A 25,730-nucleotide genomic window follows, 5' to 3' on the forward strand; every position below is an offset into this window, starting at 1 on the left:
ACTGATGTCAGAGGCAAGTCCTGTGACGCGGATAACAGCACGAACGACAGCGGGGAGAACGGCATGCGTATCGGAGAGCTCGCCGAACGGGCCGGAGTCAGCGTCAGATCACTGCGCTACTACGAGGAGCAGGGTCTGCTGCACAGCACCCGCAGTGCCAGCGGACAGCGGCACTACACCGAGGACAAGATCGAGCGCGTCAGGTTCGTCCAGCGGCTCTACGCGGCGGGCCTGTCGAGCCGGACCGTGCTCGGACTGCTCCCCTGCGTCGACTCGCCCAGCGAGGAGAACTCCGACGCCGCCCTCGAACGCATGGCCAAGGAGCGCGACCGGCTCGACGCGCACATCGCGGAACTCGTCCGGACGCGCGAAGCCCTCGACGGACTGGTGGCCACGGCCCGGGCCTACCGCGAGCAACTGGGGACGACCGCGGCCACCTGCGCGGCCGCCTGACGGAAGGACGGCCCTCCCCCGGACCTCAGAGGGTCAGGAACTCGCCCAGGCCCGCCAGGAGCCGTTCGACGTCCTCGATGTCGTTGTAGGGGGCGAGGCCGATGCGCAGGCCGCCGGTGTCGCCGAGACCGATCCGGCGGGATGCCTCGATCGCGTAGAAGGACCCCGCCGGTGCGTGGACACCGCGCTCCGCGAGGAAGCGGTACGCGTCCGCCGCCGGGCGGTCCTCGAACGTGACCAGCAGGGTGGGGGTGCGGTGGGCCGCCCTGGAGTGGACCTGGACCCCCTGGAGGGCGGACAGGCCCGCGTCGATCGGTTCGCGCAGGGTCCTCTCATGTGCTTCGAGTGCGGTGAACGACGAGGCCAGGCGCTCCCGGCGCGTCCCCGCCGCGTCCGTGTCGAGACCGGCGAGGAAGTCGACCGCCGCTTCCGTGCCGGCGAGGAACTCGTAGGGCAGGGTGCCCAGTTCGAAGCGTTCCGGGACCACGTCGGTGGAAGGGAGGAGTTTGTCCGGCCGCAGTGTCTCCAGCAGTTCCGGCCGGGCGGCGAGCACCCCGTGGTGCGGGCCGAAGAACTTGTACGGGGAGCAGACGAAGAAGTCCGCGCCGAGGTGCTCCAGGTCGACCGGCCCGTGGGCGGCGTAGTGGACGCCGTCGACATGGACGAGCGCGCCGGCCTCGTGCGCCAGGCGGGAGATCTCGGCGACCGGGGGGATCGTGCCGATCAGGTTGGAGGCGGCGGTCACGGCCACGAGCCGGGTGCGCGGGGACAGCACGGCGCGGATGTCGTCGGCGGTCAGTTCTCCGGTGGCGGGGTCGAAGTCGGCCCAGCGCACGGTGGCACCGGCCCGGGCGGCGGCCTGGACCCAGGGGCGGATGTTGGCGTCGTGGTCGAGCCGGGTGACGACCACCTCGTCACCCGGTGCCCAGTCCCGGGAGAGGGTGCGGGAGAAATCGTAGGTGAGCTGGGTGGCGCTGCGGCCGAAGACGATCCCCGCCGGGTCCGCCGCCAGGAGGTCGGCCATGGCCCGGCGCGCCCCGGTGACGATGGCCTCGGCGTTCCTCTCCCCCGGCGTCAGCGGCCCCCGGATGGACAGGGGCCGTGCCAGGGCGTCGGCGATGGCCTGGATGACGGGCTGCGGGGTCTGGGTGCCGCCGGGACCGTCGAAGTGCGCGACTCCTGTGGACAGCGCCGGGAACCGGGCACGGAGGGCGTCGATGTCGTACGTCAAGAGAACTCCTGTGAAGTGCCTGCCGGAGCAGCCGGCCGAGCTGTGCGTGCGGCCCCGCTCATGGAGCCGGTTGCCCCTGCATCGTGATCGTTCACCTCTTCCGCCACAAGAGGCGCACCCGGCACCCGGCGTGTCGGCCCGTGCGCCGGCCGTCGGCGGGACGGGCGCGGACCGGTTCCGGTGAACCTTCGGCGGCGCCCGTGCGTTGTCCTCACGGACCGGCACACCGACCGGTGACCAGTGCACCGAGGAACGCGGTCGAGTGCGGGCAAGGGGGGAGCAGCACATGGCACAGCCGGCCCGTGCGGTCCCGGTCTCCCCCGCCCGGAACCGGGCCCCCGCCGACCGGGGGCCCGTCACCCGCATGCTGCTGGCGACGCTGTTCACCGTCCTCGGCGTGCTCGGTCTGCAGGGCGGTCCCGCCGGGGCCCTCCCCGGCGCACCGGCGCCGGTCGCCGTCGCCGCGCACCAGGGCCCCGCCCCGGCCGCGTACGGCTCCCCGGCCGCTCACACAGCCACCGCGCCCACCGCGCCCACCGCCACCGGCAGTACCCGCAGCGCCGACGACACCTGCACCGCCCCCTGCGGCCGGCCGCCCCGCGCGGGGCGGGCCGCTCCCGCCGAGTGGCACGTCCCGCCCCCGGGCGGCGTGTGCGTCCCGCCCGGCCTCCTCCTTCCGCTGCCGGAGCCCGGGCCGCCGCTGCCCGCCGCACCCGGCGCCTTCACCCCTCCCCAGCACTGCGCGCACCACAGCGGGCGCGGCCCGCCGCCTCCGACCGGTAGCTGACGTCAACCGGTCCATCCCTGCCGCGCCCCGGTCCGCGGGCGCGGCATGCCTGCTGGAGGCATCCTTGACACGCGCCGTCCGCGTGCGGGCGTTCTTCGCCCTGTCCGTACTCGCCCTGTCCCTCTACATCACCCTGACCGTGCCGGTCCGCCTCGGGCTCGACCTGCGCGGCGGTACCCGGATCGTCCTGGAGACCCGCGACTCCCCCACCATCGAGGCCGGTCCCGAGGCCACCGGGCGCACGGTGGAGGTGCTGCGCCACCGCATCGACGCGCTCGGCGTCACCGAGCCCGGCATCACCCGTTCCGGGGACCACCGGATCATCGTCGAACTGCCCGGCGTCCAGGACCCGCGCGAAGCGGCGGACGTCCTCGGCCGCACCGCCCAGCTCACCTTCCACCCCGTCCTCGGCACCGCCGACACATCTGACACCTCCGACACCGCCGACACCGGTGAGGCCGCGGCCCGGCCGGGCGGACGCGTCCTGCCCGACGAATCCGGGCGCCCCGTGCGCCTGGGCCCGCCGGCGCTCACCGGCGCGGACGTCGACGGTGCCGAGGCACGCGTCGACCGGCAGAGCGGTGCCGGCTGGTACGTCGGCGTCGAGTTCGAGGGGGCCGGCGACGCCTGGGCCCGGCTGACCGGTGAGGCCGCGTGCCGTCCGGCCGGTGATCCGGCCCGCCGTGTCGCCATCGTCCTGGACGACCAGGTCGTCTCCTCCCCCGCGGTCGACCCGTCCGTCGCCTGCCGTACGGGCATCACCGGCGGCGCCACCCGGATCACCGGCTCCTTCAGCCGGGAGGAAGCACGCGAACTGGGCCTGCTCATCAACGGCGGAGCCCTGCCGGTGCCGGTCGAGACCGTGGAACAGCGCACCGTCGGGGCGACCCTGGGCGCCGCGGCCGTCGAGGCAAGCGCCCGGGCCGCCGTCATCGGCACCGTGCTGACCTCCCTGTTCATCATCGGCGTCTACCGGCTGCTCGGCGCCTTGGCCACCGTGGCCCTGGTCTGTCACGGAGTCATCTCCTACGCGGCCCTGGCCGCGCTCGGCGCCACCCTCACCCTCCCCGGGCTGGCGGGCCTCGTCCTGGCCGTCGGCATGGCCGTCGACGCCAACGTGCTCGTCTTCGAACGGGCCCGCGAGGAGTACGCGGCGCGCCGGAAGGGCCTGCGCCCGGCCCTCGCCGCCGGCTTCCGCAACGCCTTCAGTGCCATCGCCGACTCCAACATCACCACCCTGATCGCCGCGGGCCTGCTCTTCCTCCTCGCCTCCGGACCCGTCCGCGGCTTCGGCGTCACCCTGGGCATCGGCGTCCTCGCCTCCATGGTGAGCGCCCTGGTCGTCACCCGTGTCCTCGCCGAGCACGCGGTCGCCCGGCGGGCCGTGCGGCGCCGCCCGCGGCTCACCGGCATCGCGGACACCGGCAGGGTCCGCGACTGGCTCGGCCGCCGCGACCCCGGCCTGATGCGGCGCGGGCGCACCTGGCTGGCGGTGTCCGCCGCCGGCCTCGTCCTGGCCACCTCCGGGATCGCGGTCCGGGGGCTGGACCTCGGCGTCGAGTTCACCGGCGGACGGCTCATGGAGTACTCCACCTCCGCCCCGGTCGACGCCGACCGGGCCCGGGACACCCTGGCCGACGCGGGCATGCCCCGGGCGGTCGTCCAGACCTCCGGCGACAGCGGCCTCACCGTACGCACCGGCCGGCTGTCCGACGCCGAGGCGGCGGAGGTGGACAGGGCGGTCGGCGACCTCACGGGCCGTGCCGAGAAGGTCCGTGACGAGTTCATCGGCCCCAGCCTCGGCGACGAACTGCGCCGGGGGGCCCTCATCGCCCTCGCCACGGCGCTGGCCGCGCAGCTGCTGTACCTCGCGGTGCGCTTCCGCTGGACCTTCGGCGTGTCCGCGGTCGTGGCGATGGCCCACGACACCCTGATCCTCGTCGGGGTCTTCGCCTGGCTCGGCAAGCCGGTCGACGGGGTCTTCCTCGCGGCGCTGCTGACCGTGATCGGCTACTCCGTCAACGACTCCGTGGTGGTCTTCGACCGGATCAGGGAACTGTCCGCCGGCGACCGGAAGACCCCTTTCGCGGATCTCACCGACGCGGCGGTCCTGCAGACCCTGCCCCGCACCGTCAACACCGGCATGGGAGCCGTGTTCATCCTCAGCGCCCTCGCCCTCCTCGGCGGCGACTCCCTGGCCGACTTCGCCCTCGCCCTGCTCGTCGGCATCGTCGTCGGCACCTGCTCCTCGGTGTTCACCGCCGCGCCCCTGGCCGTCGAGCTGCACGCCCGCAGCGCCCCGCCGCCCGCGGCGCGGCGGACGGCGGGGCGGAAGGGAGCCGTGGTCTAGAGCCGGGTGCCGGGGGCCGCCCGGCCCCCGGCACCGTCGCTCACGCGCCGACGTAGGCCGCCAGATGCTCCCCCGTGACGGTGGACCGTGCGGCGACCAGGTCGGCCGGTGTGCCCTCGAAGACGATCCGGCCGCCGTCGTGGCCGGCGCCCGGACCGAGGTCGATGATCCAGTCTGCGTGCGCCATGACCGCCTGGTGGTGCTCGATGACGACGACCGACTTGCCCGAGTCGACCAGCCGGTCGAGCAGACCGAGCAGCTGCTCGACGTCGGCGAGGTGGAGGCCGGTGGTCGGCTCGTCGAGGAGGTAGACACCGCCCTGCTCCGCCATGTGGGTGGCCAGCTTGAGGCGCTGCCGTTCTCCGCCGGACAGTGTGGTGAGGGGCTGGCCGAGGGTGAGGTAGCCGAGCCCGACGTCGGCGAGCCGGGTCAGGATCCGGTGGGCGGCCGGCGTCCGCGCGTCGCCCTCGCCGAAGAACTCCCGCGCCTCGGCCACCGGCATCGCGAGCACCTCGCTGATGTCGCGGCCCCCGAGGTGGTGTCCGAGGACCGACGCGTCGTACCGCTTCCCCTCGCACTCCTCACAGGTGGTGGAGGTACCGGCCATCATCCCCAGGTCGGTGTAGACGACCCCGGCGCCGTTGCAGTTCGGGCAGGCCCCCTCGGAGTTGGCGCTGAACAGCGCCGGCTTGACGCCGTTGGCCTTCGCGAAGGCCTTGCGGATCGGGTCGAGCAGGCCGGTGTACGTCGCCGGGTTGCTGCGGCGCGAGCCCCGGATCGCTCCCTGGTCGATGGAGACCACCCCCTCCTCGCGCCGGAGCGAGCCGTGCAGCAGCGAGCTCTTGCCCGAGCCGGCGACCCCGGTGACCACGCAGAGCACGCCGAGCGGGACGTCGACGTCGACGTCCCGCAGGTTGTGGGTGTTCGCGCCGCGGATCTCCAGCGCGCCGGTGGAGCTGCGCACCGTCTCCTTCACGGCGGCCCGGTCGTCCAGGTGGCGGCCGGTGAGCGTACCGCTGGCCCGCAGCCCCTCGACCGTGCCCTCGAAGCAGACGGTGCCGCCCGCCGTGCCGGCGCCGGGACCGAGGTCGACGACGTGGTCGGCGATCGCGACGGCCTCCGGCTTGTGCTCGACGACGAGCACCGTGTTGCCCTTGTCCCGCAGGCGGAGCAGCAGGTCGTTCATGCGCTGGATGTCGTGCGGGTGCAGACCGACGGTGGGCTCGTCGAAGACGTAGGTGACGTCGGTGAGCGAGGAACCGAGGTGGCGGATCATCTTGACGCGCTGTGCCTCACCGCCCGACAGGGTGCCCGAGGGCCGCTCCAGCGAGAGGTAGCCGAGACCTATCTCCACGAAGGAGTCGAGGGTCTCCCGCAACGCGGTGAGCAGCGGCGCCACCGACGGTTCGTCGAGTCCGCGCACCCAGGCGGCGAGATCCCGGATCTCCGTCGCGCAGGCGTCGGCGATGCTGAGCTTCCCGATCCGCGACTCGCGGACCGCGGCGCTGAGCCGGGTGCCGTCGCACTCCGGGCAGGCGGTGAAGGTGACCGCCCGCTCCACGAAGGCCCGGATGTGCGGCTGCAGCGCCTCCTTGTCCTTGGACAGGAACGACTTCTGGATCTTGGGGATCAGTCCTTCGTAGGTGAGGTTGACGCCGTTGACCTTCACCTTGACCGGCTCGCCGTGGAGGAAGTCCCGCAGTTCCTGCTCGGTGAAGTCGCGGATCGGCTTGTGGGGGTCGAAGTGGCCGGACTCGGCGTAGATGCCCACGGTCCAGACGTTGTCCGACTTCCAGCCGGGGATCGTGAACGCGCCCTCGGCGATCGACTTGGTGTCGTCGTAGAGCTGGGTGAGGTCGATGTCGGAGACCGTGCCCCGCCCCTCGCAGCGCGTGCACATACCGCCGGTGCGGCTGAAGGCCACCTTCTCGGTCCTGGTCCTCTCGGCACCGCGCTCGACCCTGAACCCGCCGCTCGCCGACACCGAGGCCACGTTGAAGGAGTACGCGCCGGGCGGGCCGACGTGCGGCTGCGCGAGCCGGCTGAAGAGGATGCGCAGCATCGCGTTGGCGTCCGTGACGGTGCCGACCGTGGAGCGGGGGTCGGCACCCAGGCGCTGCTGGTCGACGATGATCGCGGTCGTCAGCCCGTCGAGCACGTCGACGTCGGGCCGCGCCTGCGTCGGCATGAAGCCCTGCACGAAGGCGCTGTAGGTCTCGTTGATCATCCGCTGGGACTCCGCGGCGATCGTGTTGAACACCAGTGAGCTCTTGCCCGAGCCGGAGACACCGGTGAACACCGTCAGCCGCCGTTTCGGGATCTCGATGCTCACGTCCTTGAGGTTGTTCTCGCGCGCCCCGTGCACGCGGATCAGATCGTGGCTGTCGGCGGCGTGCGGCGCGGACGGCCGTGCGTCCGTCCCCGGGGTCATGCTCATCGAGTCTCCATCCGTCGCGCGGGGTTGCCGTCGCGCCCCCGTCGGCATCTCCGGCCCGATCCAACCAGTTCCGGGCGGTCCGTCCGGTGCTGATGCCTCTTTTGTGCGAACTGCTGTGCGCGTCGGCTCTGTTGCGCCTGTCGGGTCTGTCACGCCTGTCGGGTCCGCCGCGCCGGGATCGTCGTGCGGGAGGCGGCTCGCGTGAGGGGTGGCGTCCATGGCGACCACGCTAGGGGGGCCACGGGGCCGTGCGCTTCTCGATTCCTGACCGGTCCCCGATCGGTCCCCGTGCGGGCTCGGCTACCCGCTCGTCGTGGTGATGCGCCTGACGGCCTCGCGGGTCAGGGCGCGGTCGTGGGGTTCGTTGTCCAGGGCCCGGTGGAGGGTCAGCCCTTCGATCAGGGCGTCGAGCTGGCGGGCGGTGTCCGGGTCGAAGTGCTTCTCCAGGTGGACGCGGCTGCGGGCCATCCACTCGTGGGTGAGTTCCCGGTAGGCGGGCCGGCGCGCGGCGAGGGTGTAGAGCTCCTGGGTGAGGACGAGGTCGCGCGGGCTCCCCTCGGACAGGGTGTGCACCAGGTCCGTCACCGCCTCACGGGCCTGGTCGCGGTCGGCCGGGGCGGCGAGGTGGGCGTCGAACACGGCGACGATGTGGTCGGCGAAGCGGGTGAACGCCTCGCGGAGCAGCTGGTCGATGCCGTCGAAGTGGTAGGTCATCGATCCCAGCGGAACGCCGGCACGCGCGGCGATCTTCCGGTGGGACACCTGGGCGGTCCCCTCCTCGGCGATGAGGTCGAGGGTCGCGGCGAGGATGCGTTCGCGGCGCTGCGGGTCGGTGTGTCCGGTGGCCATGGCGTGCGCCCTCAGAGGGTGCGGACCGGACGGGCGGGGTTGCCGACGGCCACGACACCGGCGGGCACGTCCTTCGTCACCACCGCACCCGCGCCGATGACGGAGTCGTCCCCGACGGTCACACCGGGCAGGATGACGGCGCCTCCCCCGAGCCACACGTTGTCGCCGACGGTGATCGGGCGGGCGGCCTCCAGTTTGTCGCGCCGGGGCCCGGGTTCCAGGGGGTGCGTGGGGGTGAGCAGCTGGACGTTCGGCCCGATCTGGCAGTCCTCGCCGATGACGATCGGGGCCACGTCCAGCGCGGTCAGGTTGTAGTTGACGAAGGTGCGCGCGCCGATCGTGATGTTGCTGCCGTAGTCGACGTACAGCGGCGGCCGCACCTGTGCCTCCTCGCCCAGGGCGCCCAGCAGTTCGGCGAGGAGCGGCCGGGCCGCTTCCGCGTCCTGCGCGTAGGCGGCCTGGTAGCGGGCGGCCAGGCGCACGGCGTGCTGCTGCCGGCGGGCGATCTCGGGGTCGTCGGCGATGTAGAGGTCGCCCGCCGCCATGCGTTCGAGGTTCGTACGGGGATCCTGCGCGAAGTGGTCGGTCGGCATGCGTACGATCGTACACTCGACGTCGGTCCGCGGCCGGTGGAGCGGGATGTCCGCCAAGGGCCTTTCGCCTACCGGCGCTTGGGTTGCAGCACCCCGGCCAGCAGGAGCACGAGCAGTCCGGCGAGGGGGACGACCAGGAGGCCGGCCCGCAGGCTCGCCGCGTCCGCGACCAGTCCGACGACCGGCGGGGAGAGCAGGAAGCCCAGGCGCATCAGCCAGGAGACGATGGCCAGCCCCGAACCGGGCTTGAGACCGGGCAGTTCGTCGGCCTCGTGCATCGCCGCGGGGACCAGCGTCGCCACCCCGAACCCGGCGGCGGCGAAGCCGAGGATCGTCCCGGGCACCGTGGGCACGGCCAGCGCCAGGCCCATTCCGGCCACGACGACGAGACCGCCGGCTCTGGCCACCGTGCGCTGGCCGAACCGGTCGACGAGCCGGTCACCGATGGTGCGGCCGACGAACTGGGCGCCCACCAGGGCGATGTAGCCGGAGGCGGCGAGGGTCACCGACGCGGACAGCACGTCGGAGAGGTAGAGGGCGGCCCAGGAACTGCCCGCGTCCTCGACGAGCGTGCCGGCCGTGGCGATGAGCACGAGCGCGGCCAGCACGTACGCGGTGCGCCGGCCCGCCGCCGGGAGTCCGTTCCGCCCCGCGCCGTCGCGGTCGGACCCGGGCTCCGCACCCGGCCCGGTCCGCGCGGAGTCGCTCTCCGCCGTCGGCTCGACCTCGGGGCCGGTCAGGCAGAACCGCAGGGCGACGCAGGCCGCGACCGCGAAGACGATCCCCGAGATCGCCAGGTGCTGCCCCCGGGAGAGGCCGAGCGCTATGGCCGCGGCGGCCATGGACCCGCCGACGACGGCGCCGATGGACCAGACGGCGTGGAAGGAGTTGATGATCGAGCGCCCGTAGCGGCGCTGCACGCGCAGTCCGTGGGCGTTCTGCGCGACATCGGTGATCGCGTCCATCGCCCCGGCCACGAACAGGGCCGCCGCGAAGAGCAGCACCGAGTCGGCGAGGCCCGCGACCAGGATCCCCCCGCCGGTCAGCAGGGTGCCGGCCACCGCCGCCCGCGCCGAACCGAGCCGGCGGATGGCCACGCCCGCCGCGAGACCGGCCGCGATGGCGCCCGCCGGGAAGGCCGCGACGGCCAGGCCGTAGGCCGCGTTGCCGATGCCGAGGTCCGCCTTGATCTGCGGATACCTGGGCAGGAGGTTCGCGAACAGGGCCCCGTTGGTGAAGAACAGCACGGCCACGGCCGCACGGGCCCGCCGCTCGGCGGGCGCGGGTCGGCGCAGTACATCGACACTCATGCGCCCGACCCTACAGATAGAGCGTACGAACGTACACTCCTGGTCACCGGCGTCCTCCGCACACCGGGACCCGCGCGGGACGCGCGGGTGCCGCGCTTCCGGAACGGGAAGCGGACGGCGCTGACACGTGTCGGCACCGCCCGGCCCGTCCCGGCTCCCCGCCGCGTGCCCTACTTGCTCGCGGCGAAGCGCATCAGGGCCTGCTCGTCGCCCTGCTTGACCTTGCCGGTCTCATTGATCACCTGGAGCTTCCAGACGCCGCCGACCCGGATCGCCTTGGCCACGGCACAGCCGTTGTCGTTGCTGAGCAGGCTCGGCCAGACGTCCGCGACCTGCTGCGTGGAGCCGCCGCTCGCGTCGTACACCTTGAAGCTGATGTTGCGCGCCTTCTGGAAGGAGCTGCCCTTCTTGTAGGCCGCGGCGACGAAGACGATCGAGGTGATGTTCTGCGGGACGCGGGCGAACTCGACGGTCACCGTCTCGTCGTCACCGGCGCCCTTGCCGGTCTGGTTGTCGCCGCTGTGCACCAGCGAGCCGTTGCCCAGCGGGTCCAGCGAGTCCAGGCCCGCCAGGCGCACCGGGTCGGCACCCTGCATCGCGATGGCGATCAGGTCGAGGTCCGTGCCCGTCTTCTGGCGCAGCTTGCCGATCAGTCCCCCGCTGGCACCGACGGTCGGGTCCCAGGACACCCCGATCGACAGGTGGGTCACTCCGTCGAGATCCGCCGGGCCGTCTTCCTTCGTAAGCGTGATCATGCTTTTTCCTCTTGATCGTGGAATTGCCTGTATGCAGTGTGCCTGGCCCATGCCCCACCACACAGCCCGGGACCCGTACGAATCACCAGAACCCCGCCTCACTCCGGGCACACTCGTCCCATCTGCCGACGCGGGAGCGCTCACGGCGCCGCCTGGATGTCCCCCCGCGTGGAGGACGCGATGGTCTCGCGGTGGGCGAAGTCGCCCGGGGGGATGCCGGGGTGGTGCCCGGGACCGGCCGGCGGGGCGGTGGCCGAGGGGTCGAGGGTGAGCCGGGAGACGATGCGGTAGCGGTCGCCCCGGTAGACCGAGTGGACGTACTCGACGGGCCGCCCCCCGGTGTCCGAGGTGAGCCGCTCGAAGAGCAGCGCCGGGGACAGCTCGGGGACGTCGAGGAGGTCGGCCTCCGCGCGGGTGACGACGGTCGGCTCGATCGCCTGCACGGCCTCCTGGACGTGCACGCCGTGCTGTTCGCGCAGGTGCTCGTACAGATCGCCGGCCTCCAGCTCCCGCGCGGACAGGGCCGGGACCAGGTCGGCCCTGATGTGCAGGTGCTCGATGGCCATCGGGACGCCGTCGACCAGGCGCAGCCGCGCCACGTACACGATCTCGGCGGCGGGCGACATGCGCAGCTTGCGGCCCACGCGCGCGCCGGCCGGGAAGGTGGTGAACTCCAGCAGGCGGCTCGACCAGGTTCCGGAGGCCCGGGGCGCCGTCATGGCCTGCCGTCCGGAGACGAGCTCCTGGGTGATCTTCTCGGGCGCCACGAACATGCCGCGGCCGTGCTCCCGCACCAGGAGGCCCGCGGCGACGAGTTCGTCGACCGCCGCCCGCAGGGTCGGGCGGGACACCTCCAGGCGGGCGCACAGGGAGCGTTCGGAGGGGATCGCGTCCCCCGGACGCCGCGACTCGACGAGATCGAGGATGAAGTCGCGCACCCGCTCCCGCTTGAGCACCGCCCCCGGCGCGTCGCCCTTCACCCTGTGCCCCCTCGTACGCGCATGGTGCGCCCCCTCGTACACGACATCCCCTTTACCAGTTGACCAGTGGCCGCCCCCGGGCGCGTTCCTGGTCGCGCGAAGTGTAACCGCTGTCCCGCGGTGATCGTCCGGGTCCCGACCGGATTGGACGCCAAAAAACGGTGCTGCAAGGGGGGTTGACGCCCCTGATTGGTCTATGCCAGTTTCATCCCCGCATCGAGAGGTGAGCTGTCCAGTGGACTTCACTGGTCAGGTGGTTGGCTCATGTCCTCCAGAGGTGAACCGTGAAGTTCCGCTTGTTTGCCGGTGTGTCCGCGCTCGTCATGACCGCTGGGCTGAGTGCCTGCGGCGGTTCTTCCGGCGCCTCCGACGGGAACACCACGATCGACGTCTGGCTGATGCGCGACAGCGTCTCGGACCGCTTCCGGAAGGACTTCGTCGAGGGGTTCGAGGCCGCGCACCCCGACATCGACGTCAAGGTGCAGATCCAGGAGTGGGACGGCATCGGCGAGAAGGTGACCGCGGCCCTCGCCGGCAGCGACGCACCGGACGTCATCGAGACCGGCAACACCCAGGTCGCCCAGTACGCGCAGAGCGGGGGCCTGCTCGACCTCAGCGACAAGGTCGGCGAACTCGGGGGCGAGGACTGGCTCGAGGGACTCGCCGAGCCGGGCGCCTACGAGGGCAAGCAGTACGGCATCCCTTTCTACGCGGCGAACCGCGTCGTCGTCTACCGCACCGACCTCTTCGAGAAGGCCGGCGTGGACGCGGCCGGCATCAGGACCCGCGACCAGTGGATCGCCGCGACGAGGAAGCTCGACACCGACGGCACGCAGGGCATCTACCTGCCCGGCCAGAACTGGTACACCCTCGCGGGCTTCGTCTGGGACGAGGGCGGCGACCTCGCCGTCGAGTCCGGGGGGAGGTGGAAGGGCGCCCTGGACACCCCCGAGGCCATCCGCGGCATGGAGTTCTACCGGAAGCTCCAGGCCCTCGGCCGGGGCCCGAAGGACTCCGACGAGGCCAACCCCCCGCAGGCGGACGTCATGGCCAGGGGAAAGGTCGCGCAGATCGTCTCGGCGCCGGGCGGCGCCACCACGGTCGTCGGGAACAACCCCGCGTTGAAGGGCAAGCTCGGCTTCTTCCCGATCCCCGGCAAGACCGCCGACGCACCCGGCGCGGTCTTCACCGGCGGCTCCGACCTCGTCATCCCCACGGCCTCCGCCGAACAGGACGCGGCCTACACCTTCGTCAAGGAACTCACCGGCGACGCCTGGCAGAAGAAGCTGGCCGTCGCCATGAGCTACGTGCCGAACAAGACCACCCTGGCCGGCGCGGTCGCCTCGGACCCGGGCGCCTCGGCCATGGCGGCCGGCGCCGCGGAAGGGCACGCGACGCCCAACACCCCGGGCTGGGCCGCCGTCGAGGCCAAGAACCCGATCAAGGACTACCTGACCGCCGTACTCACCGGAGGCGATGTGCGCAAGGAGGCCGCGGCGGCGTCCGAGGCCATCACCACGGCGATGAACTCCGGTTCCTGAACCGTCCGCACACCGCCAGGAGGAGTGCCGTGACGGCCGTCCGAGAGCAGACCGTGTCCCAGCCCGTACCGAACACCCGGCGGATCCGGCGGACCCGGCGCCCGGCCGGCCCGGGACCGCGGCCCGCGCCGCAGGACCGCGGCCACGGGATCTGGCCGTACGTCCTGATCGCGCCCGCCGTCCTCGGCACGCTCTACCTGCTGGTCTACCCCCTGGGCCGGGCCGTGGTGATCTCACTGCAGGACTTCGGCCTGCGCCAGCTCGTCCTGGGCGACGCGCGGTTCGTCGGGTTCGACAACTACCGGACGCTGCTGGGCGACAGCCGCTTCTGGGAGGTGGTGCGCCGCACCTTCCTCTTCATGGCGGTCGACGTCGTCCTGATCATGGTGCTGTCCACCCTGGTCGCGCTGATGATCGAGCGCCTGGGCCGGTTCGGCCGGACCGCGGTCCTCAGCGCACTCGTACTGACCTGGGCGATGCCCGTGATCGCGGCGACCACGGTCTTCCGGTGGCTGTTCCACTCGGAGTTCGGCATCGTCAACGCGGTCCTGACCGACCTGGGGTTCACGTCGTTCGAGCGCTACGCCTGGTTCGCGCACGGACCGGCCGCCTTCGCCATCCTGATCGCCCTCGTCGTGTGGCAGTCCGTGCCGTTCGCGGCGATCACCCTCTACTCGGCCCTCACCACCGTCCCGGTCGAGCTGTACGAGTCGGCGCGGCTCGACGGGGCCTCGGGGCCGCGGATCTTCCGGTCCGTCACCTTCCCGGTCGTGCGGCCGATGTTCCTGCTGGTGTTCTCCCTCGAAGTGATCTGGACGTTCAAGGCGTTCGTCCAGATCTGGGTGATGACCAACGGCGGGCCCGGTGACGCGACCACGATCCTGCCCGTGTACGCGGTGCAGACCGCCCTGTCGAGCCAGCGCTACGACCTCGGGTCGGCGGCCTCCATGGTCACCGTCGTCCTGATGTCGGGCGTGCTCGTCCTCTACTTCCGCCAGATGTTCCGCCAGGAGGACGAGCGCGCATGAGCACCGTACGGCCCCGCATCCGCCGCCTGCCGCTGAACGCCGCCGCCGCCGTCACGGTCGTGCTGTGCCTGTTCCCGGTCTACTGGATGGTCGCCACCGCGTTCACACCGAACCGCGACATCCAGTCCGCCGATCCCGGCCTGTTCCCGCGCGCCTGGACGCTCGACCACTTCCGCACCGCCGTGGGCGCCGACGGCTTCGGCCTGTTCTGGCGCAACAGCGTCCTCGTCACCCTGGGCGCCGTCCTGCTCTCCCTGCTCATCGCGCTCGGCGCCGCCTACGCGGTGGCCCGGATGCGGTGGAGGGGCCGCCGGCAGTTCATGCTGATGGTCTTCATCGCCCAGATGGCGCCCTGGGAATCACTGATCATCCCGGTCTACATCATCTCCCGGGACACCGGCATGCTCGACCGGCTGCCGACCCTGACCCTCGTCTACTTCATGATGACGCTGCCCTTCACCGTCATCGTCCTGCGCGGCTTCATCGGCACGATCCCCCCGGAGCTGGAGGAGTCCGCCCAGGTCGACGGCTGCACCCGGCTCGGCGCGTTCCGGCACATCGCGTTCCCGCTGCTGGCGCCGGGGCTCATGGCCACCTCGCTGTTCGGCTACATCACCGCCTGGAACGAGTTCGCCTACGCCAACTTCCTCATCATCAAACAGCAGGACAGCCGCACGCTGCCCGTGTGGCTGTCCTCCTTCCAGAACGTCTTCGGCACCGACTGGGGCGCCACCATGGCCGCCTCCGCCCTCTTCGCCGCCCCGGCGCTCGTGGTGTTCCTGCTGCTCCAGCGCCATGTCAGCGCGGGCTTCGCCGCCGGCGCGGTCAAGGGCTGAACCCTTCGCGCACCGTCCGCACCTCCCCCGTGCACTTCCCCCGCGACCGCAGTTCCGGAGGCGATCCGTGCCCGCACAGGCATCCGTACCGACCCTCGTCCCCCGTCCCGCCGAGGCCGTGTTCCGGCCGGGGCACTTCACGCTCGACGCCGGCACCGCACTGCGTATCGGCGAAGGCGCCGGACCGGCCGCGGACCTGCTGCGCACCCTGCTGGCGCCCGCCACCGGGCTGCCCCTGCCACCGTCCCCGGACGGGCGGTTCGCCCTCGCGCTCGACACCGGATCCGGCAGCCTGGGCGAGGAGGGGTACGCGCTCACCGTCGACCCGCACGGCGTGCTGCTGCGCGCCGCGCACCCCACCGGCCTCCTGCGCGGCGTCCAGACGGTCCGCCAGCTCCTGCCGCCGCACGCCCTGTCGGCGGCTCCCCGGCGCGGCACCCGATGGTCGCTGCCGTGCGCCGACATCACCGACGTGCCCCGGCACCCCTGGCGCGGCGCGATGCTGGACGTGGCCCGCCACTTCCAGCCCGTCTCCTACCTGCGCCGGTACGTAGACCTGCTCGCCCTGCACAAGATCAGCGTGTTCCACCTGCACCTAACGGACGACCAGGGCTGGCGCATGCCGGTGGCCGCCCTCCCCCGGCTCACCGAGGTCGGCGGCCGGCGCGCCGAGTCCCAGAAGGGCCCGGACGGCAGCGGCGCGTACGACGGCGTCCCGCACGGCGGGGCGTACACGCGGGCCGAACTGACCGGGCTGGTCGAGTACGCCGCCGCCCGCGGTGTCACCGTCGTGCCGGAGATCGAGATGCCCGGGCACGTACGCGCCGCCCTCGCCGCCTACCCGCACCTGGGCAACCACCCGGAGCGCACCCTCGACGTCTGGACACGCTGGGGCGTGTGCGACACCGTGCTCGGCGTCCACGACGAGGCGCTCGACTTCTGCCGCACCGTCCTCGACGAGGTCATGGACGTCTTCCCCTCGCCGTACGTCCACATCGGCGGCGAGGAGTGCCCCACCACCGAGTGGACGCACAGCGCCCTCGCCCGGGAGCGGGCGGCGGCGGAGGGCCTGCCGGACCCCGGGGCGCTGCACGGCTGGTTCCTGGGGAGGATCGGCGAGCACCTCGTGCGGCACGGCCGGCGACCGGTCGGCTGGGCCGAGACCGGGACCGAACTGCCCCGCGACTTCACGGTGATGACGTGGCGCGATCCGGCCCACACCCTGACGGCGGCCCGCCGCGGGCACCCCGTGGTCAACGCCCACCACCGGGCCACCTACCTCGACTACGCCCGGAGCGAAGCCCCGCACGAGCCGCCCGCCCAGCCCGGGGCCGTCGTCGGTCTGCGCGCCGTCCACGCCCACGACCCCGTGCCCGAGGGGGCGGACGACGAGGCGGCCGGGCGGGTGCTGGGCACCCAGGCCCAGCTGTGGACCGAGTTCGTCACCACGCCCGCCCACATCGAGTACCTCACCTATCCGCGGCTCTGCGCCCTCGCCGACCGCGGCTGGAGCGGCGCGGGCGACTGGGCCGACTTCCGGACCCGGCTCGACGGGCACACGGTCCGGCTCGACGCGCTCGGCGTCCCCCGCCGCCCCTGACCCCCTCCTCCCCTGCTCCCTCCTCTCTTTCTCCCCCCACCCGTCCGATTCCGGGAACCACCCCACCTTTCTGGAAGGAACACCATGAGACTCACCAGGAACCGGCTGCGCGCCACCGCCCGCACCGCCGTCGCGCTGGCCATGGGCGCCGCCGCGCTCACGGCACTCCCCGTCACCGCGAGCGCCGCCGCCGACGGACTGAGCGTCCAGTACCGTACGAGCGCCACCGGAGCCCGCGCCGACCAGGCCGAGCCCTGGTTCAGGGTGAAGAACACCGGCACGGCGAGCGTGCAGCTCAGCGGCGTCAAGGTGCGCTACTACTTCAAGGCCGACTCGGCGGGCGCGGACTACCGCTTCGCCTGCTCCTGGGCCGTCAAGGGCTGCGCCAACGTCACGGGCACCTTCGGCACACCGGCCAACCCCACCGCCACGGCCGACCGCTACCTGGAGATCGGCTTCACCCCCGGCGCCGGCTCGCTCGCCCCGGGCGCCGACACCGGCGACCTCCAGCTGCGCTTCCACCAGTCGAACTGGGCGTCGCTGAACCAGGGCGACGACTACTCCTTCGGCGGCTCCCAGACGTCCTACGGCGACTGGTCCAAGGTCACGGCGCACCTGTCCGGCGCCACCCTGTGGGGTCAGGCCCCCGGGGGCAACGGGCCGACGGACCCGCCCACCGACCCGCCGGCCGACGCCGCCACGCTGTTCGACGACTTCAACTACAGCGGTCACACCGACCCGAGGATCCCGGCGAACGGCTGGAGCGTGCGCTCCAACCCCGGCGGCCCCGGCGTGCCCGGCGCCACCTGGGCGCCCGAGAACGTCACCTTCGCCACCACGGGCGGCAACTCCCTCATGACCCTGGAGACCTCCACCGCCGGCACCGCGGCGAGCACCGAGCAGACCGAGATCCTCACCAGGGCGACGAAGTTCAAGAACGGCACCTACGCCGCCCGGGTCAGGTTCAGCGACGCGCCCAAGTACGGCCCGGACGGCGACCGCCTCGTCCAGACGTTCTTCACCATCAACGACCTCAAGGCGCCGATGGCGGACGACTACGCCGAGTACGACTTCGAGTACCTGCCCAACGGCGGCTGGGGCGAGCCGGCCAACATCCTCTACACGACGTCCTGGGAGACCTACCAGGCCGACCCGTGGGTGGCGGTCAACCAGCACAGCGAGGTCCGCCAGAGCTACAGCGGCTGGCACGACCTGGTGCTGACCATCGACGACAGCAGCATCAAGTACTACGTCGACGGGCAGCTCTTCGGCACGCACGGCGCCGCGTACCTCCCGGAGCGGCCGATGTCGATCAACTTCAACCAGTGGATGATCGACCTCGCGGGCCAGACCAGCACCACCCCGCGGGCGTACGACCAGCAGGTCGACTACGTCCTGCACGTCAAGGACCAGGTGCTGACCCCGGCACAGGTCACCACCAGGCTCAACGCGTTCCGCAGCGCGGGCACCACGTTCCAGGACACCGTCCCGGGCAGCTGACCGGCTCCGTGCGGTGAACCCCGTCCGCGGCGCCCCCGGGTGCCGCGGACGGGGCGCGGCGGACCGGTGGCCCGTGGACCTCGGAGGTACGTCCCGGGGACTACGTGCCGCCCGGATTTCCACCACGGGTCCGATGACGACCGCCGGGTGCCCCTCAAGAGTGGGGGCATGAGTGGATCCAGAATTCCGGCGTTACGCCGAAGACGCTCCGTGAAGGGCCGGTTGACCGCGGTCGTGGTCTCTCTCTGCCTCGCCTCGGCCACCGTGGCCCTGCAGCCCGCCGCCCCCTCCGCCGCGGCCGGAGCCGACGGCGAGCGGGTGGCCGGGGGCGAACGGGTGGCCGGGGGCGGGCGCGCGGCCCACATCAGCCGGACCGGGTACGGCGTCCCGCACATCAGGGCGCAGGACTTCGACGGGCTCGGCTACGGCTACGGCTACGCGTTCGCGCAGGACAACGTGTGCGAGCTCGCCGACCAGGTCGTCACGGTGCGGGGCGAGAGGTCCCGGTTCTTCGGTGCCGACGGGGAGGACGGCGAGGGCTCCAACCTGGCGAGCGACACCTACTACCGGGGGCGGCTGCATGAGGGCACCGTCCGGCGGCTGCTCGCCCGCAAGGCGCCGCTCGGGCCGACGGCGGAACTGCGCCGCATGGTCGAGGGGTACGCGGCCGGGTACAACCGCCATCTGCGGGAGACGGGCGCCGACCGGCTGCCGGACCCGCGCTGCAAGGGCGGGGCATGGGTACGGCCGATCACCCCGCTCGACCTGTGGGGCCTCGTGTACGACCTGAACGCGGCGAGCGGAACGCTGCCCCTGGTGCCGGCGATCGGCGACGCGAAGCCCCCGGCGGCGGACGGCAGCGGCACGGCGACAGCGACCACGACCGCCGGAAGCCCCGCCTCGGCGGCCGTGGCGGCCGTCGTCCAGGGCTCCCGCGGCTCCCGGGGCGGGCAGGGTCCCGCCGCGGCCGCTCCCGCGAGCAACGGCTGGGCGCTCGGGCGGGACGCCACCCGCAGCGGCAACACGATGGTCCTCGCCAACCCGCACCTCCCCTGGACCGGCGGCACCTTCCACTTCTACCAGGTGCACCTGACGATCCCCGGCACCCTGGACGTGGCCGGCGCCGGCCTGTACGGCACCCCCCTGGTCCTGATCGGCCACAACCGGGACGTCGCCTGGACGCACACCGCGAGCGACGCGCAGCACGCCACGTTCTACGCGCTGAAGCTCGTGCCCGGTGACCCGACCGGCTATGTGGTCGACGGCAGGACCGAGCGGATGGAACGCCGCACGGTCCCGGTCACCGTGCGCGACGGCGACGGCGGCCTGTCGACCGTCGAGCGGACCCTGTACTCCTCACGCTTCGGACCCGTCCTGTCCTTCGGCTGGAGCGCGGGGACCGCCTACGCCGTACGGGACGCCAACGCCGACAACCTGCGTTCCATGAACACGTGGCTGGCCATGGGCAAGGCCGAGAACCTCGCTCAGGTACGTGCCGCCCAGGACACGTACCAGGGCATCCCCTGGACGTACACCCTGGCGGCCGACACCGGTGGCACCACGTACTTCACCGACTCCTCCCTGGTCCCGCGCCTGACCGACGAGCAGCTCGCGCGCTGTGTCCGCCCGGGCGGCAAGGAGGGACCGTCCGCGCTGGACGGTTCGACGTCGGCCTGCGCCTGGAGCAGTGCCCCCGACGCGCTCGTGCCGGGCGTCCACGGCCCGTCGGACCGGCCGGAGCTGACCCGCACGGACTACGTCGCCAACTCCAACAACGGGCCCCGGTACACCAACCCCGAAGCCCCCCTCACCGATGTCCCGGGCACCTACGACGCCGAACCGCGCCTCGACCAGCGTGCCCAGCTCGGCCTCCGCATGATCGCGGAACGCCTGGCGGGTACGGACGGGCTCGGCGGCCCGGGCTTCACCCTGCGCACCCTGCGCGCCTCGATGTCCGGCAACCGCGTCCTGTCGGCCGAGACGGGCCGCGACGACGTGGTCGGCATGTGCCGTGCCCACCCGCGCCCGACGGCCACGGACGGCGAGGAGGTCGACGTACGGGATGCCTGCGCGACCCTCGCCCGCTGGGACACCCGCGCCGGCACCGGCAGCCGGGGCGCCGCGCTCTGGAACGCCTTCCTCGGCACTCTCCTCGAAGCCGGGCCGCCGGACACCTGGCACCGCGTCCCCTACGACCCGGCGCACCCCCTCACCACACCACGCGGTGTCGACGGCGACGACGTGCGCGTCCGGCGGGCCCTGGCCGACGCCGTGCAGCACTTCGACGCCGAGGACCTCCCGGTCGACACCGAGCTCGGTGCCGTACAGAAGTGGGCCGGTGTCCCGCTGCCCGGCTGCGGTGGTGAGAAGGGCTGTTTCAACGTCCTGGAGGCGGGCCCGGACTCGGGCACCGGCACACCGGCCGCGGGGGCGTTCGGCAGCAGTTTCCTGATGGCCGTCGAGCTGACTCCCGGGGGGCCGCGCGCCAGCACACTCCTCACGTACGGTCAGTCGACCGACCCGTCCTCGCCCCACCGCACGGACCAGACCCGTCTCTTCTCCCGCGGGCGGTGGGTCACCGAACGCTTCACCGCGGCGGAGATCGCGGGCGACCCGGACCTGGAGGTGACGGTCCTGCGCGACTGACACCCCGGGGGCCGCCCCCTGGGCTCGACGCGGCGGGTCGCCCCGTCCCCCACCTGGTACGGCGTCAACTACCCACCGGAGCACGGTGATCGCGCTTGTGCATAGGGTGTGGGTCGGGACGGCCGCCCGGTCGGGAGGCGGTCCCGCACGGGAACGCAGCCGAGGGGAAAACCGCCGTCCGATGAACCAGATCCTGTTTGCCGGGGCCATAGGCCTGTTCCTGACACTCGGCGGGACACCACTGCTGATCAAGCTGCTGGCCCGCAAGGGCTACGGTCAGTTCATCCGCGACGACGGCCCCCGCGGCCACCACGGCAAGCGCGGTACCCCCACCATGGGTGGCATCGCCTTCATCCTGGCCACGCTCGCCGCGTACGTCCTGACCAAGGTGATCACCGGTGAGGGTCCGACGTTCCCCGGTGTGCTGGTGCTGTTCCTGATGGCGGGCATGGGGGTGGTCGGGTTCCTCGACGACTACATCAAGATCGTCAAGCGGCGTTCACTGGGGCTGCGGGCCGGGGCGAAGATGGCCGGCCAGCTGGTCGTGGGCAGTCTGTTCGCCGTCCTGGCCATCCGGTTCGCGGACGACCGCGGTCAGACACCGGCCTCCCTCAAACTGTCCTTCCTCAGCGACTTCGGCTGGACCATCGGGCCGGTGCTCTTCGTCGTATGGGCCCTGTTCATGATCCTGGCGATGTCCAACGGCGTGAACCTGACGGACGGTCTGGACGGCCTGGCGACCGGCGCGTCGGCCATGGTGCTCGGCGGGTACACCTTCATCGGCCTGTGGCAGTTCCAGAACTCGTGCGCCAACGCGATGAACCTCACCGACCCCGGTTCCTGCATCGAGGTACGCGATCCGCTCGACCTCGCCGTCGTCGCCTCCGCGCTGATGGGGTCCTGCATCGGGTTCCTCTGGTGGAACACCTCGCCCGCCAAGATCTTCATGGGTGACACCGGATCGCTCGCCCTCGGCGGTGCGCTGGCGGGCCTGGCCATCTGCTCGCGCACCCAGCTGCTGCTCGTCCTGCTGGGCGGGCTCTTCGTCCTGATCACCCTGTCCGTGGTCATCCAGGTCGGCTCGTTCAGGCTGACCGGCAAGCGGGTCTTCAAGATGGCCCCGCTGCAGCACCACTTCGAGCTCAAGGGCTGGTCCGAGGTCCTGGTGGTGGTCCGCTTCTGGACGATCCAGGGGATCTGCGTGATCGTCGGGGTCGGTCTGTTCTACGCGGGGTGGGCGGCGGGCTGACGGGGAGGGCGGTGGGGACGGCCCTTCCGCGGCCGTCCCCGTCGCGGACGCGCTGTCTCGTCGAGGGCGCACCGCCCTGCCGCCCGGCCCCGTCACCCGGTCCCGCCGCCCGGTCCCGTCATCCGGTCCCGTCAGGAACCCGCCAGGTGGCGCGCCAGGTAGGGCGCCGTGGCGCTGCGCCGGGATCTCGCCACCTCGGCGGGAGGACCCTCGGCCATCACCCGGCCGCCGGCGTCCCCGCCGCCCGGCCCCAGGTCGATGATCCAGTCGGCGGTGGCGATCGTGTCGAGGTCGTGCTCGACCAGGACGACGGTGCTGCCCGCGTCGACGAGCCGGTGCAACTGCCGCAGCAGCAGGTCGACATCGGCGGGATGGAGCCCGGTCGTCGGCTCGTCGAGGAGGTAGAGCGCGTGTCCGCGGCGGGCCCGCTGCAACTCCGCGGCCAGCTTGATGCGCTGGGCCTCGCCGCCGCTGAGCTCCGTCGCCGGCTGCCCCAGTCCCAGGTAGCCGAGTCCCACCTCCCGCAGCGTCTGCAGGCTCCCGGCGGCGGCCGGGACGTCGGCGAGGAACCCGGCGGCCTCGTCCACGGGCATGGCCAGCACGTCCGCGACGCTCTTCCCGCGGTACGTCACTTCGAGCGTCTCCGCGTTGTACCGCGCCCCGTGGCAGACCGGGCACGGGGCGTACGTCCCGGGCAGGAACAGCAGCTCGACCTCGACGAACCCCTCACCCTGGCATGTTCCGCACCGTCCCTCCGCGACGTTGAAGGAGAACCGCCCCGGCGTGTACCCGCGGGAGCGTGCCTCGTCCGTCGCCGCGTACAGCTTGCGGACCGCGTCGAACATGCCCGTGTAGGTGGCCAGGTTGGACCGGGGTGTCCGGCCGATCGGCCGCTGGTCGACCCGTACCAGGCGGTCGAAGGACCCGGACCCCGACACGTCCTGGAAGTCGATCACCGGCTCCGCCCCCGGGGCGTCCCCGGCGGCACCGGCGTTCTCCGTACCGTCCGCCTCCTGCCCGAGGTGGCCGCGTACGGCCTCGGCGAGCACCTGCGTCACCAGTGTCGACTTCCCGGAGCCGGACACGCCGGTCACCACGGTCAGCACCCGCAGCGGCACGGCGACCGAGACGTCCCGCAGGTTGTGGCGGGAGACGCCGCTCAGGCGCAGCCAGCCCCGCGGCTCGCGGAGCCGGTGCCCGACCGGCCCGGCGCGCCCGGACAGCCGGCGCCCGGTGGCCGACTCCCCGACCCGGCCGAGTCCGGACACCGGACCGCTGTACAGGACGCGGCCACCGCCCTCCCCCGCCCCGGGGCCGATGTCCACCACCCAGTCCGCCCGCCGCACGACCTCCATGTCGTGCTCCACGACGAAGAGCGAGTTGCCCGCCGCCTTGAGCCGGTCCAGCACGTCCAGCAGGGGCTCCGCGTCGGCGGGGTGCAGTCCGGCGGAGGGTTCGTCGAGGACGTAGACGACCCCGAACAGGCCCGAGCGGAGCTGGGTGGCGATGCGCAACCGCTGCGCCTCGCCGGGCGACAGGGTCGTCGAGCGGCGGCCCAGCCCGAGGTAGCCGAGTCCCAGGCCGAGCAGCACCTCGATACGGGCGACCAGGTCCGCGCAGATCCGTACCGCGGCCTCGTCCGCCTCCCCCGCCCGGTCCGTCGTGGTGGCCGCTCCGGCCCCGGGCATCTCCGCGACCGGCCGCAGGAACGCGGCGACCTCGGTGAGGGGGAGCGCGTTGACCTCGGCGAGGGAAAGACCGCCGAAGGTCACCGCGAGCGCCTCCGGGCGCAGGCCGCTGCCTCCGCACACCGGGCAGGACACGCTCCGGACGAAGCGCAGCGCCCGGGCGCGCATCCGCTCGCTCCTCGATTCGGCGAGGACGTGCATCACATGGGCGCGGGCACTCCAGAACTTCCCGTGGTAGCCGTGGTCGACGCGGCCGGGCTCCGGCTCGATCAGGACGGACGGCTGTTCGTCCGTGTGGAGCAACCAGTCGCGGTCCCTCTTGCGGAGCCTGTGCCACGGCCTGTCGATGTCGATGCCCAGGCCGCTGACGACACTGCGCAGGTTGGCGCCCTGCCAGGCCCCCGGCCAGGCCGCGATGGCGCCGTCGCGGACGGAGAGCGAGGGGTCCGGTACGAGCAGGTCCTCGGCCACGTCGACGGTGACGCCCAGCCCGTGGCAGCGCGGGCAGGCTCCGGCCGCGGTGTTGGGCGAGAACGCCTCCGCGGCGAGCCGGGCCGCCCCGGGCGGGTGGGTACCGGCACGCGAGTACAGGATGCGCAGCAGGTTGGACAGGGTGGTGAGGGTACCGACCGTCGATCGTGAGCCGGGGGCGCCGTGGCGCTGCTGCAGGGCCACGGCGGGCGGCAGTCCGGAGATCTCCTGGACGTGCGGCGCGCCGACCTGCTGGAGCAGCCGGCGGGCGTACGGCGCGACGGACTCGAAGTACCGGCGCTGGGCCTCGGCGTAGAGCGTGCCGAAGGCCAGCGAGGACTTGCCCGAGCCGGAGATCCCGGTGAAGGCGACGAGGGCGTCGCGGGGCACGTCCACGTCGACGTTCTTCAGATTGTGCTCACTGGCGCCTCTGACATGCACGAACCGGTCGGACGCGGCATGGTCCACGATCCCTCCTCACGGTCTGCCCGTCACGGCCCGCTCAGCGCGACGGCGGTCCGGCGGCCGGGAGCGGCGCGGGAAACAGGCCCCGACACCTCCGGGACCTCCGGGACCTCCAGGACCTCCAGGACCTCCAGCGTGCCCCTTTCGCCCCGTTCGGGCACCCGGGGCGCAGCGAAACCCGCACAGCCCTCAAGCAGGGGCGCGGCCCTCCTCCCCGGAAGGGCGGAGGCGACTTGCCCACCCGGTACCTACTAGGTACCATCCCCGCATGCCGTCCTTGAACATCACCTACAGTGACGAGGAGATGGAGGAGCTGCGAGCCGCCGCGGCCGCCGCGGGCACCTCCCTCAAGCAGTACGTGCACGACCTGTCACTGCGCGAGCGCCAGCGCCTGCAGTTCCTGCGCTACGCCATCTCCTGGGGAGAGCTGCACCGCGACGAGTTCGACGAGGCATTCCCGGACGAGGTCCCGCCGGCCGGCCGCCGACAGGGAGCCGAAGCCGCCTGATGCTGCACGTCGACATCGCATGGCTGCTCGACATCCAGGAGCAGGCCGTCCCCGAGGACGTGACGGTCGGGGACTACTCCGCCCTGGTGGCGGCGGTCGCCCGCCACAAGACCCGTATCCCGCGTCCCGGCATAGCCGCGCCGGACGCGGCCTGGCGGGCGGCGGCCCTCCTCCACACGATCGTCCGGCTGGAGCCCCTGCCGTACCGTAACTCCCTGTACGCCTGTCAGGTCGCCGTCGCCTACATGCACACCTCCGGCGAGGGCATCGATCCGCCCTACGGGGCGCTGGTCGAGCTGGTGCGCGACATCCAGGCCCGCAAGGCCACCGTCTACCAGGCGGCCGACCGGATCCGCGCCTGGCGCATCTGACCGCCCGGGCCGCGGACACGGCGGACGGCAGACAGGCCGGGGCCGCCCGGCGGGCGGCGGGGAGGCGTCCCGCCGGGCGGCC

20 protein-coding genes are annotated in these 25,730 nt (G+C 72.6%); 12 read left to right on the forward strand and 8 right to left on the reverse strand.

Going from position 1 to position 25,730, the window contains the following annotated elements; genetic code table 11:
* Positions 1–63: 63 nt before the first annotated feature.
* On the forward strand, positions 64–453 hold the full coding sequence (locus KM933_RS18760; RefSeq protein ID WP_221353649.1) for a MerR family transcriptional regulator: 390 nt from the start codon (positions 64–66) through the stop codon (positions 451–453).
* A gap of 25 nt (positions 454–478) precedes the next feature.
* Here the strand turns inward: KM933_RS18760 and KM933_RS18765 are convergent, their stop codons facing one another.
* The gene (locus KM933_RS18765; RefSeq protein ID WP_221353651.1) at positions 479–1,684 is read right to left on the reverse strand and encodes a cysteine desulfurase-like protein; all 1,206 of its coding nucleotides are present in this window, start codon (positions 1,682–1,684) and stop codon (positions 479–481) included.
* A 286-nt stretch (positions 1,685–1,970) separates the two neighbouring features.
* On the opposite strand from KM933_RS18765, the gene KM933_RS18770 reads away from it, so the two are divergent.
* Both KM933_RS18770 and secD read left to right on the forward strand, forming a co-directional pair.
* A complete protein-coding gene (locus KM933_RS18770) occupies positions 1,971–2,471 on the forward strand; it encodes a hypothetical protein (RefSeq protein WP_221353652.1) in 501 nt (166 codons plus the stop codon).
* 64 nt (positions 2,472–2,535) lie between these two features.
* Positions 2,536–4,821, forward strand: coding sequence for a protein translocase subunit SecD (secD, locus tag KM933_RS18775; protein WP_221353655.1), 2,286 nt, complete (start codon positions 2,536–2,538; stop codon positions 4,819–4,821).
* Positions 4,822–4,861: 40 nt separating this feature from the next.
* Here secD and KM933_RS18780 read toward each other — a convergent pair whose 3' ends face one another.
* From KM933_RS18780 to KM933_RS18805, 6 genes are all read right to left on the reverse strand, one after another.
* Positions 4,862–7,258, reverse strand: a complete 2,397-nt coding sequence (locus KM933_RS18780; RefSeq protein ID WP_221353657.1) for an ATP-binding cassette domain-containing protein — start codon at positions 7,256–7,258, stop codon at positions 4,862–4,864.
* 300 nt (positions 7,259–7,558) lie between these two features.
* Positions 7,559–8,107, reverse strand: coding sequence for a TetR/AcrR family transcriptional regulator (locus KM933_RS18785; protein WP_221353659.1), 549 nt, complete (start codon positions 8,105–8,107; stop codon positions 7,559–7,561).
* A gap of 11 nt (positions 8,108–8,118) precedes the next feature.
* A complete protein-coding gene (locus KM933_RS18790; RefSeq protein ID WP_221353661.1) occupies positions 8,119–8,700 on the reverse strand; it encodes a sugar O-acetyltransferase in 582 nt (193 codons plus the stop codon).
* A 68-nt stretch (positions 8,701–8,768) separates the two neighbouring features.
* On the reverse strand, positions 8,769–10,010 hold the full coding sequence (locus tag KM933_RS18795; RefSeq protein ID WP_221353663.1) for an MFS transporter: 1,242 nt from the start codon (positions 10,008–10,010) through the stop codon (positions 8,769–8,771).
* Between the two features lie 170 nt (positions 10,011–10,180).
* Positions 10,181–10,765 (reverse strand): TerD family protein, encoded by a 585-nt coding sequence (locus KM933_RS18800; protein WP_221353665.1) that lies wholly within the window; start codon positions 10,763–10,765, stop codon positions 10,181–10,183.
* A 140-nt stretch (positions 10,766–10,905) separates the two neighbouring features.
* Positions 10,906–11,745, reverse strand: coding sequence for a GntR family transcriptional regulator (locus KM933_RS18805; protein WP_221353667.1), 840 nt, complete (start codon positions 11,743–11,745; stop codon positions 10,906–10,908).
* 284 nt (positions 11,746–12,029) lie between these two features.
* Between KM933_RS18805 and KM933_RS18810 the strand changes: the two genes are divergently transcribed.
* The 7 genes from KM933_RS18810 to mraY all read left to right on the forward strand — a co-directional run bounded on the left by KM933_RS18810 (position 12,030) and on the right by mraY (position 22,145).
* The gene (locus KM933_RS18810) at positions 12,030–13,286 is read left to right on the forward strand and encodes an extracellular solute-binding protein (protein ID WP_221353669.1); all 1,257 of its coding nucleotides are present in this window, start codon (positions 12,030–12,032) and stop codon (positions 13,284–13,286) included.
* Between the two features lie 29 nt (positions 13,287–13,315).
* Positions 13,316–14,314: a carbohydrate ABC transporter permease gene (locus tag KM933_RS18815; protein WP_221353671.1), complete on the forward strand. Its 999-nt coding sequence runs from the start codon at positions 13,316–13,318 to the stop codon at positions 14,312–14,314.
* Positions 14,311–15,150 carry a carbohydrate ABC transporter permease gene (locus KM933_RS18820; RefSeq protein WP_221353673.1) on the forward strand — a complete coding sequence of 280 codons (840 nt, stop codon included), beginning with the start codon at positions 14,311–14,313 and terminating at the stop codon, positions 15,148–15,150. The genes KM933_RS18815 and KM933_RS18820 overlap by 4 nt, the downstream gene beginning before the upstream one ends.
* Before the next feature lie 67 nt (positions 15,151–15,217).
* The gene (locus KM933_RS18825) at positions 15,218–16,750 is read left to right on the forward strand and encodes a beta-N-acetylhexosaminidase (protein ID WP_308013451.1); all 1,533 of its coding nucleotides are present in this window, start codon (positions 15,218–15,220) and stop codon (positions 16,748–16,750) included.
* Positions 16,751–16,834: 84 nt separating this feature from the next.
* The gene (locus KM933_RS18830; RefSeq protein ID WP_221353677.1) at positions 16,835–18,250 is read left to right on the forward strand and encodes a cellulose binding domain-containing protein; all 1,416 of its coding nucleotides are present in this window, start codon (positions 16,835–16,837) and stop codon (positions 18,248–18,250) included.
* 210 nt (positions 18,251–18,460) lie between these two features.
* On the forward strand, positions 18,461–20,896 hold the full coding sequence (locus KM933_RS18835) for a penicillin acylase family protein (protein WP_308013452.1): 2,436 nt from the start codon (positions 18,461–18,463) through the stop codon (positions 20,894–20,896).
* A gap of 181 nt (positions 20,897–21,077) precedes the next feature.
* Positions 21,078–22,145, forward strand: coding sequence for a phospho-N-acetylmuramoyl-pentapeptide-transferase (mraY, locus tag KM933_RS18840; protein WP_221353682.1), 1,068 nt, complete (start codon positions 21,078–21,080; stop codon positions 22,143–22,145).
* Between the two features lie 131 nt (positions 22,146–22,276).
* Here mraY and KM933_RS18845 read toward each other — a convergent pair whose 3' ends face one another.
* Positions 22,277–24,772, reverse strand: coding sequence for an excinuclease ABC subunit UvrA (locus KM933_RS18845; protein ID WP_221353684.1), 2,496 nt, complete (start codon positions 24,770–24,772; stop codon positions 22,277–22,279).
* Between the two features lie 265 nt (positions 24,773–25,037).
* Here KM933_RS18845 and KM933_RS18850 point away from each other — a divergent pair, with 265 nt between their 5' ends.
* Positions 25,038–25,277, forward strand: a complete 240-nt coding sequence (locus KM933_RS18850; protein WP_221353686.1) for a hypothetical protein — start codon at positions 25,038–25,040, stop codon at positions 25,275–25,277.
* Positions 25,274–25,648, forward strand: a complete 375-nt coding sequence (locus KM933_RS18855; RefSeq protein WP_221353818.1) for a toxin Doc — start codon at positions 25,274–25,276, stop codon at positions 25,646–25,648. The genes KM933_RS18850 and KM933_RS18855 overlap by 4 nt, the downstream gene beginning before the upstream one ends.
* Positions 25,649–25,730 lie beyond the last annotated feature (82 nt).

It is taken from the genome of Streptomyces beigongshangae (genome assembly GCF_019710745.1).
GTDB classification, from domain to species: Bacteria; Actinomycetota; Actinomycetes; order Streptomycetales; family Streptomycetaceae; genus Streptomyces; species Streptomyces beigongshangae.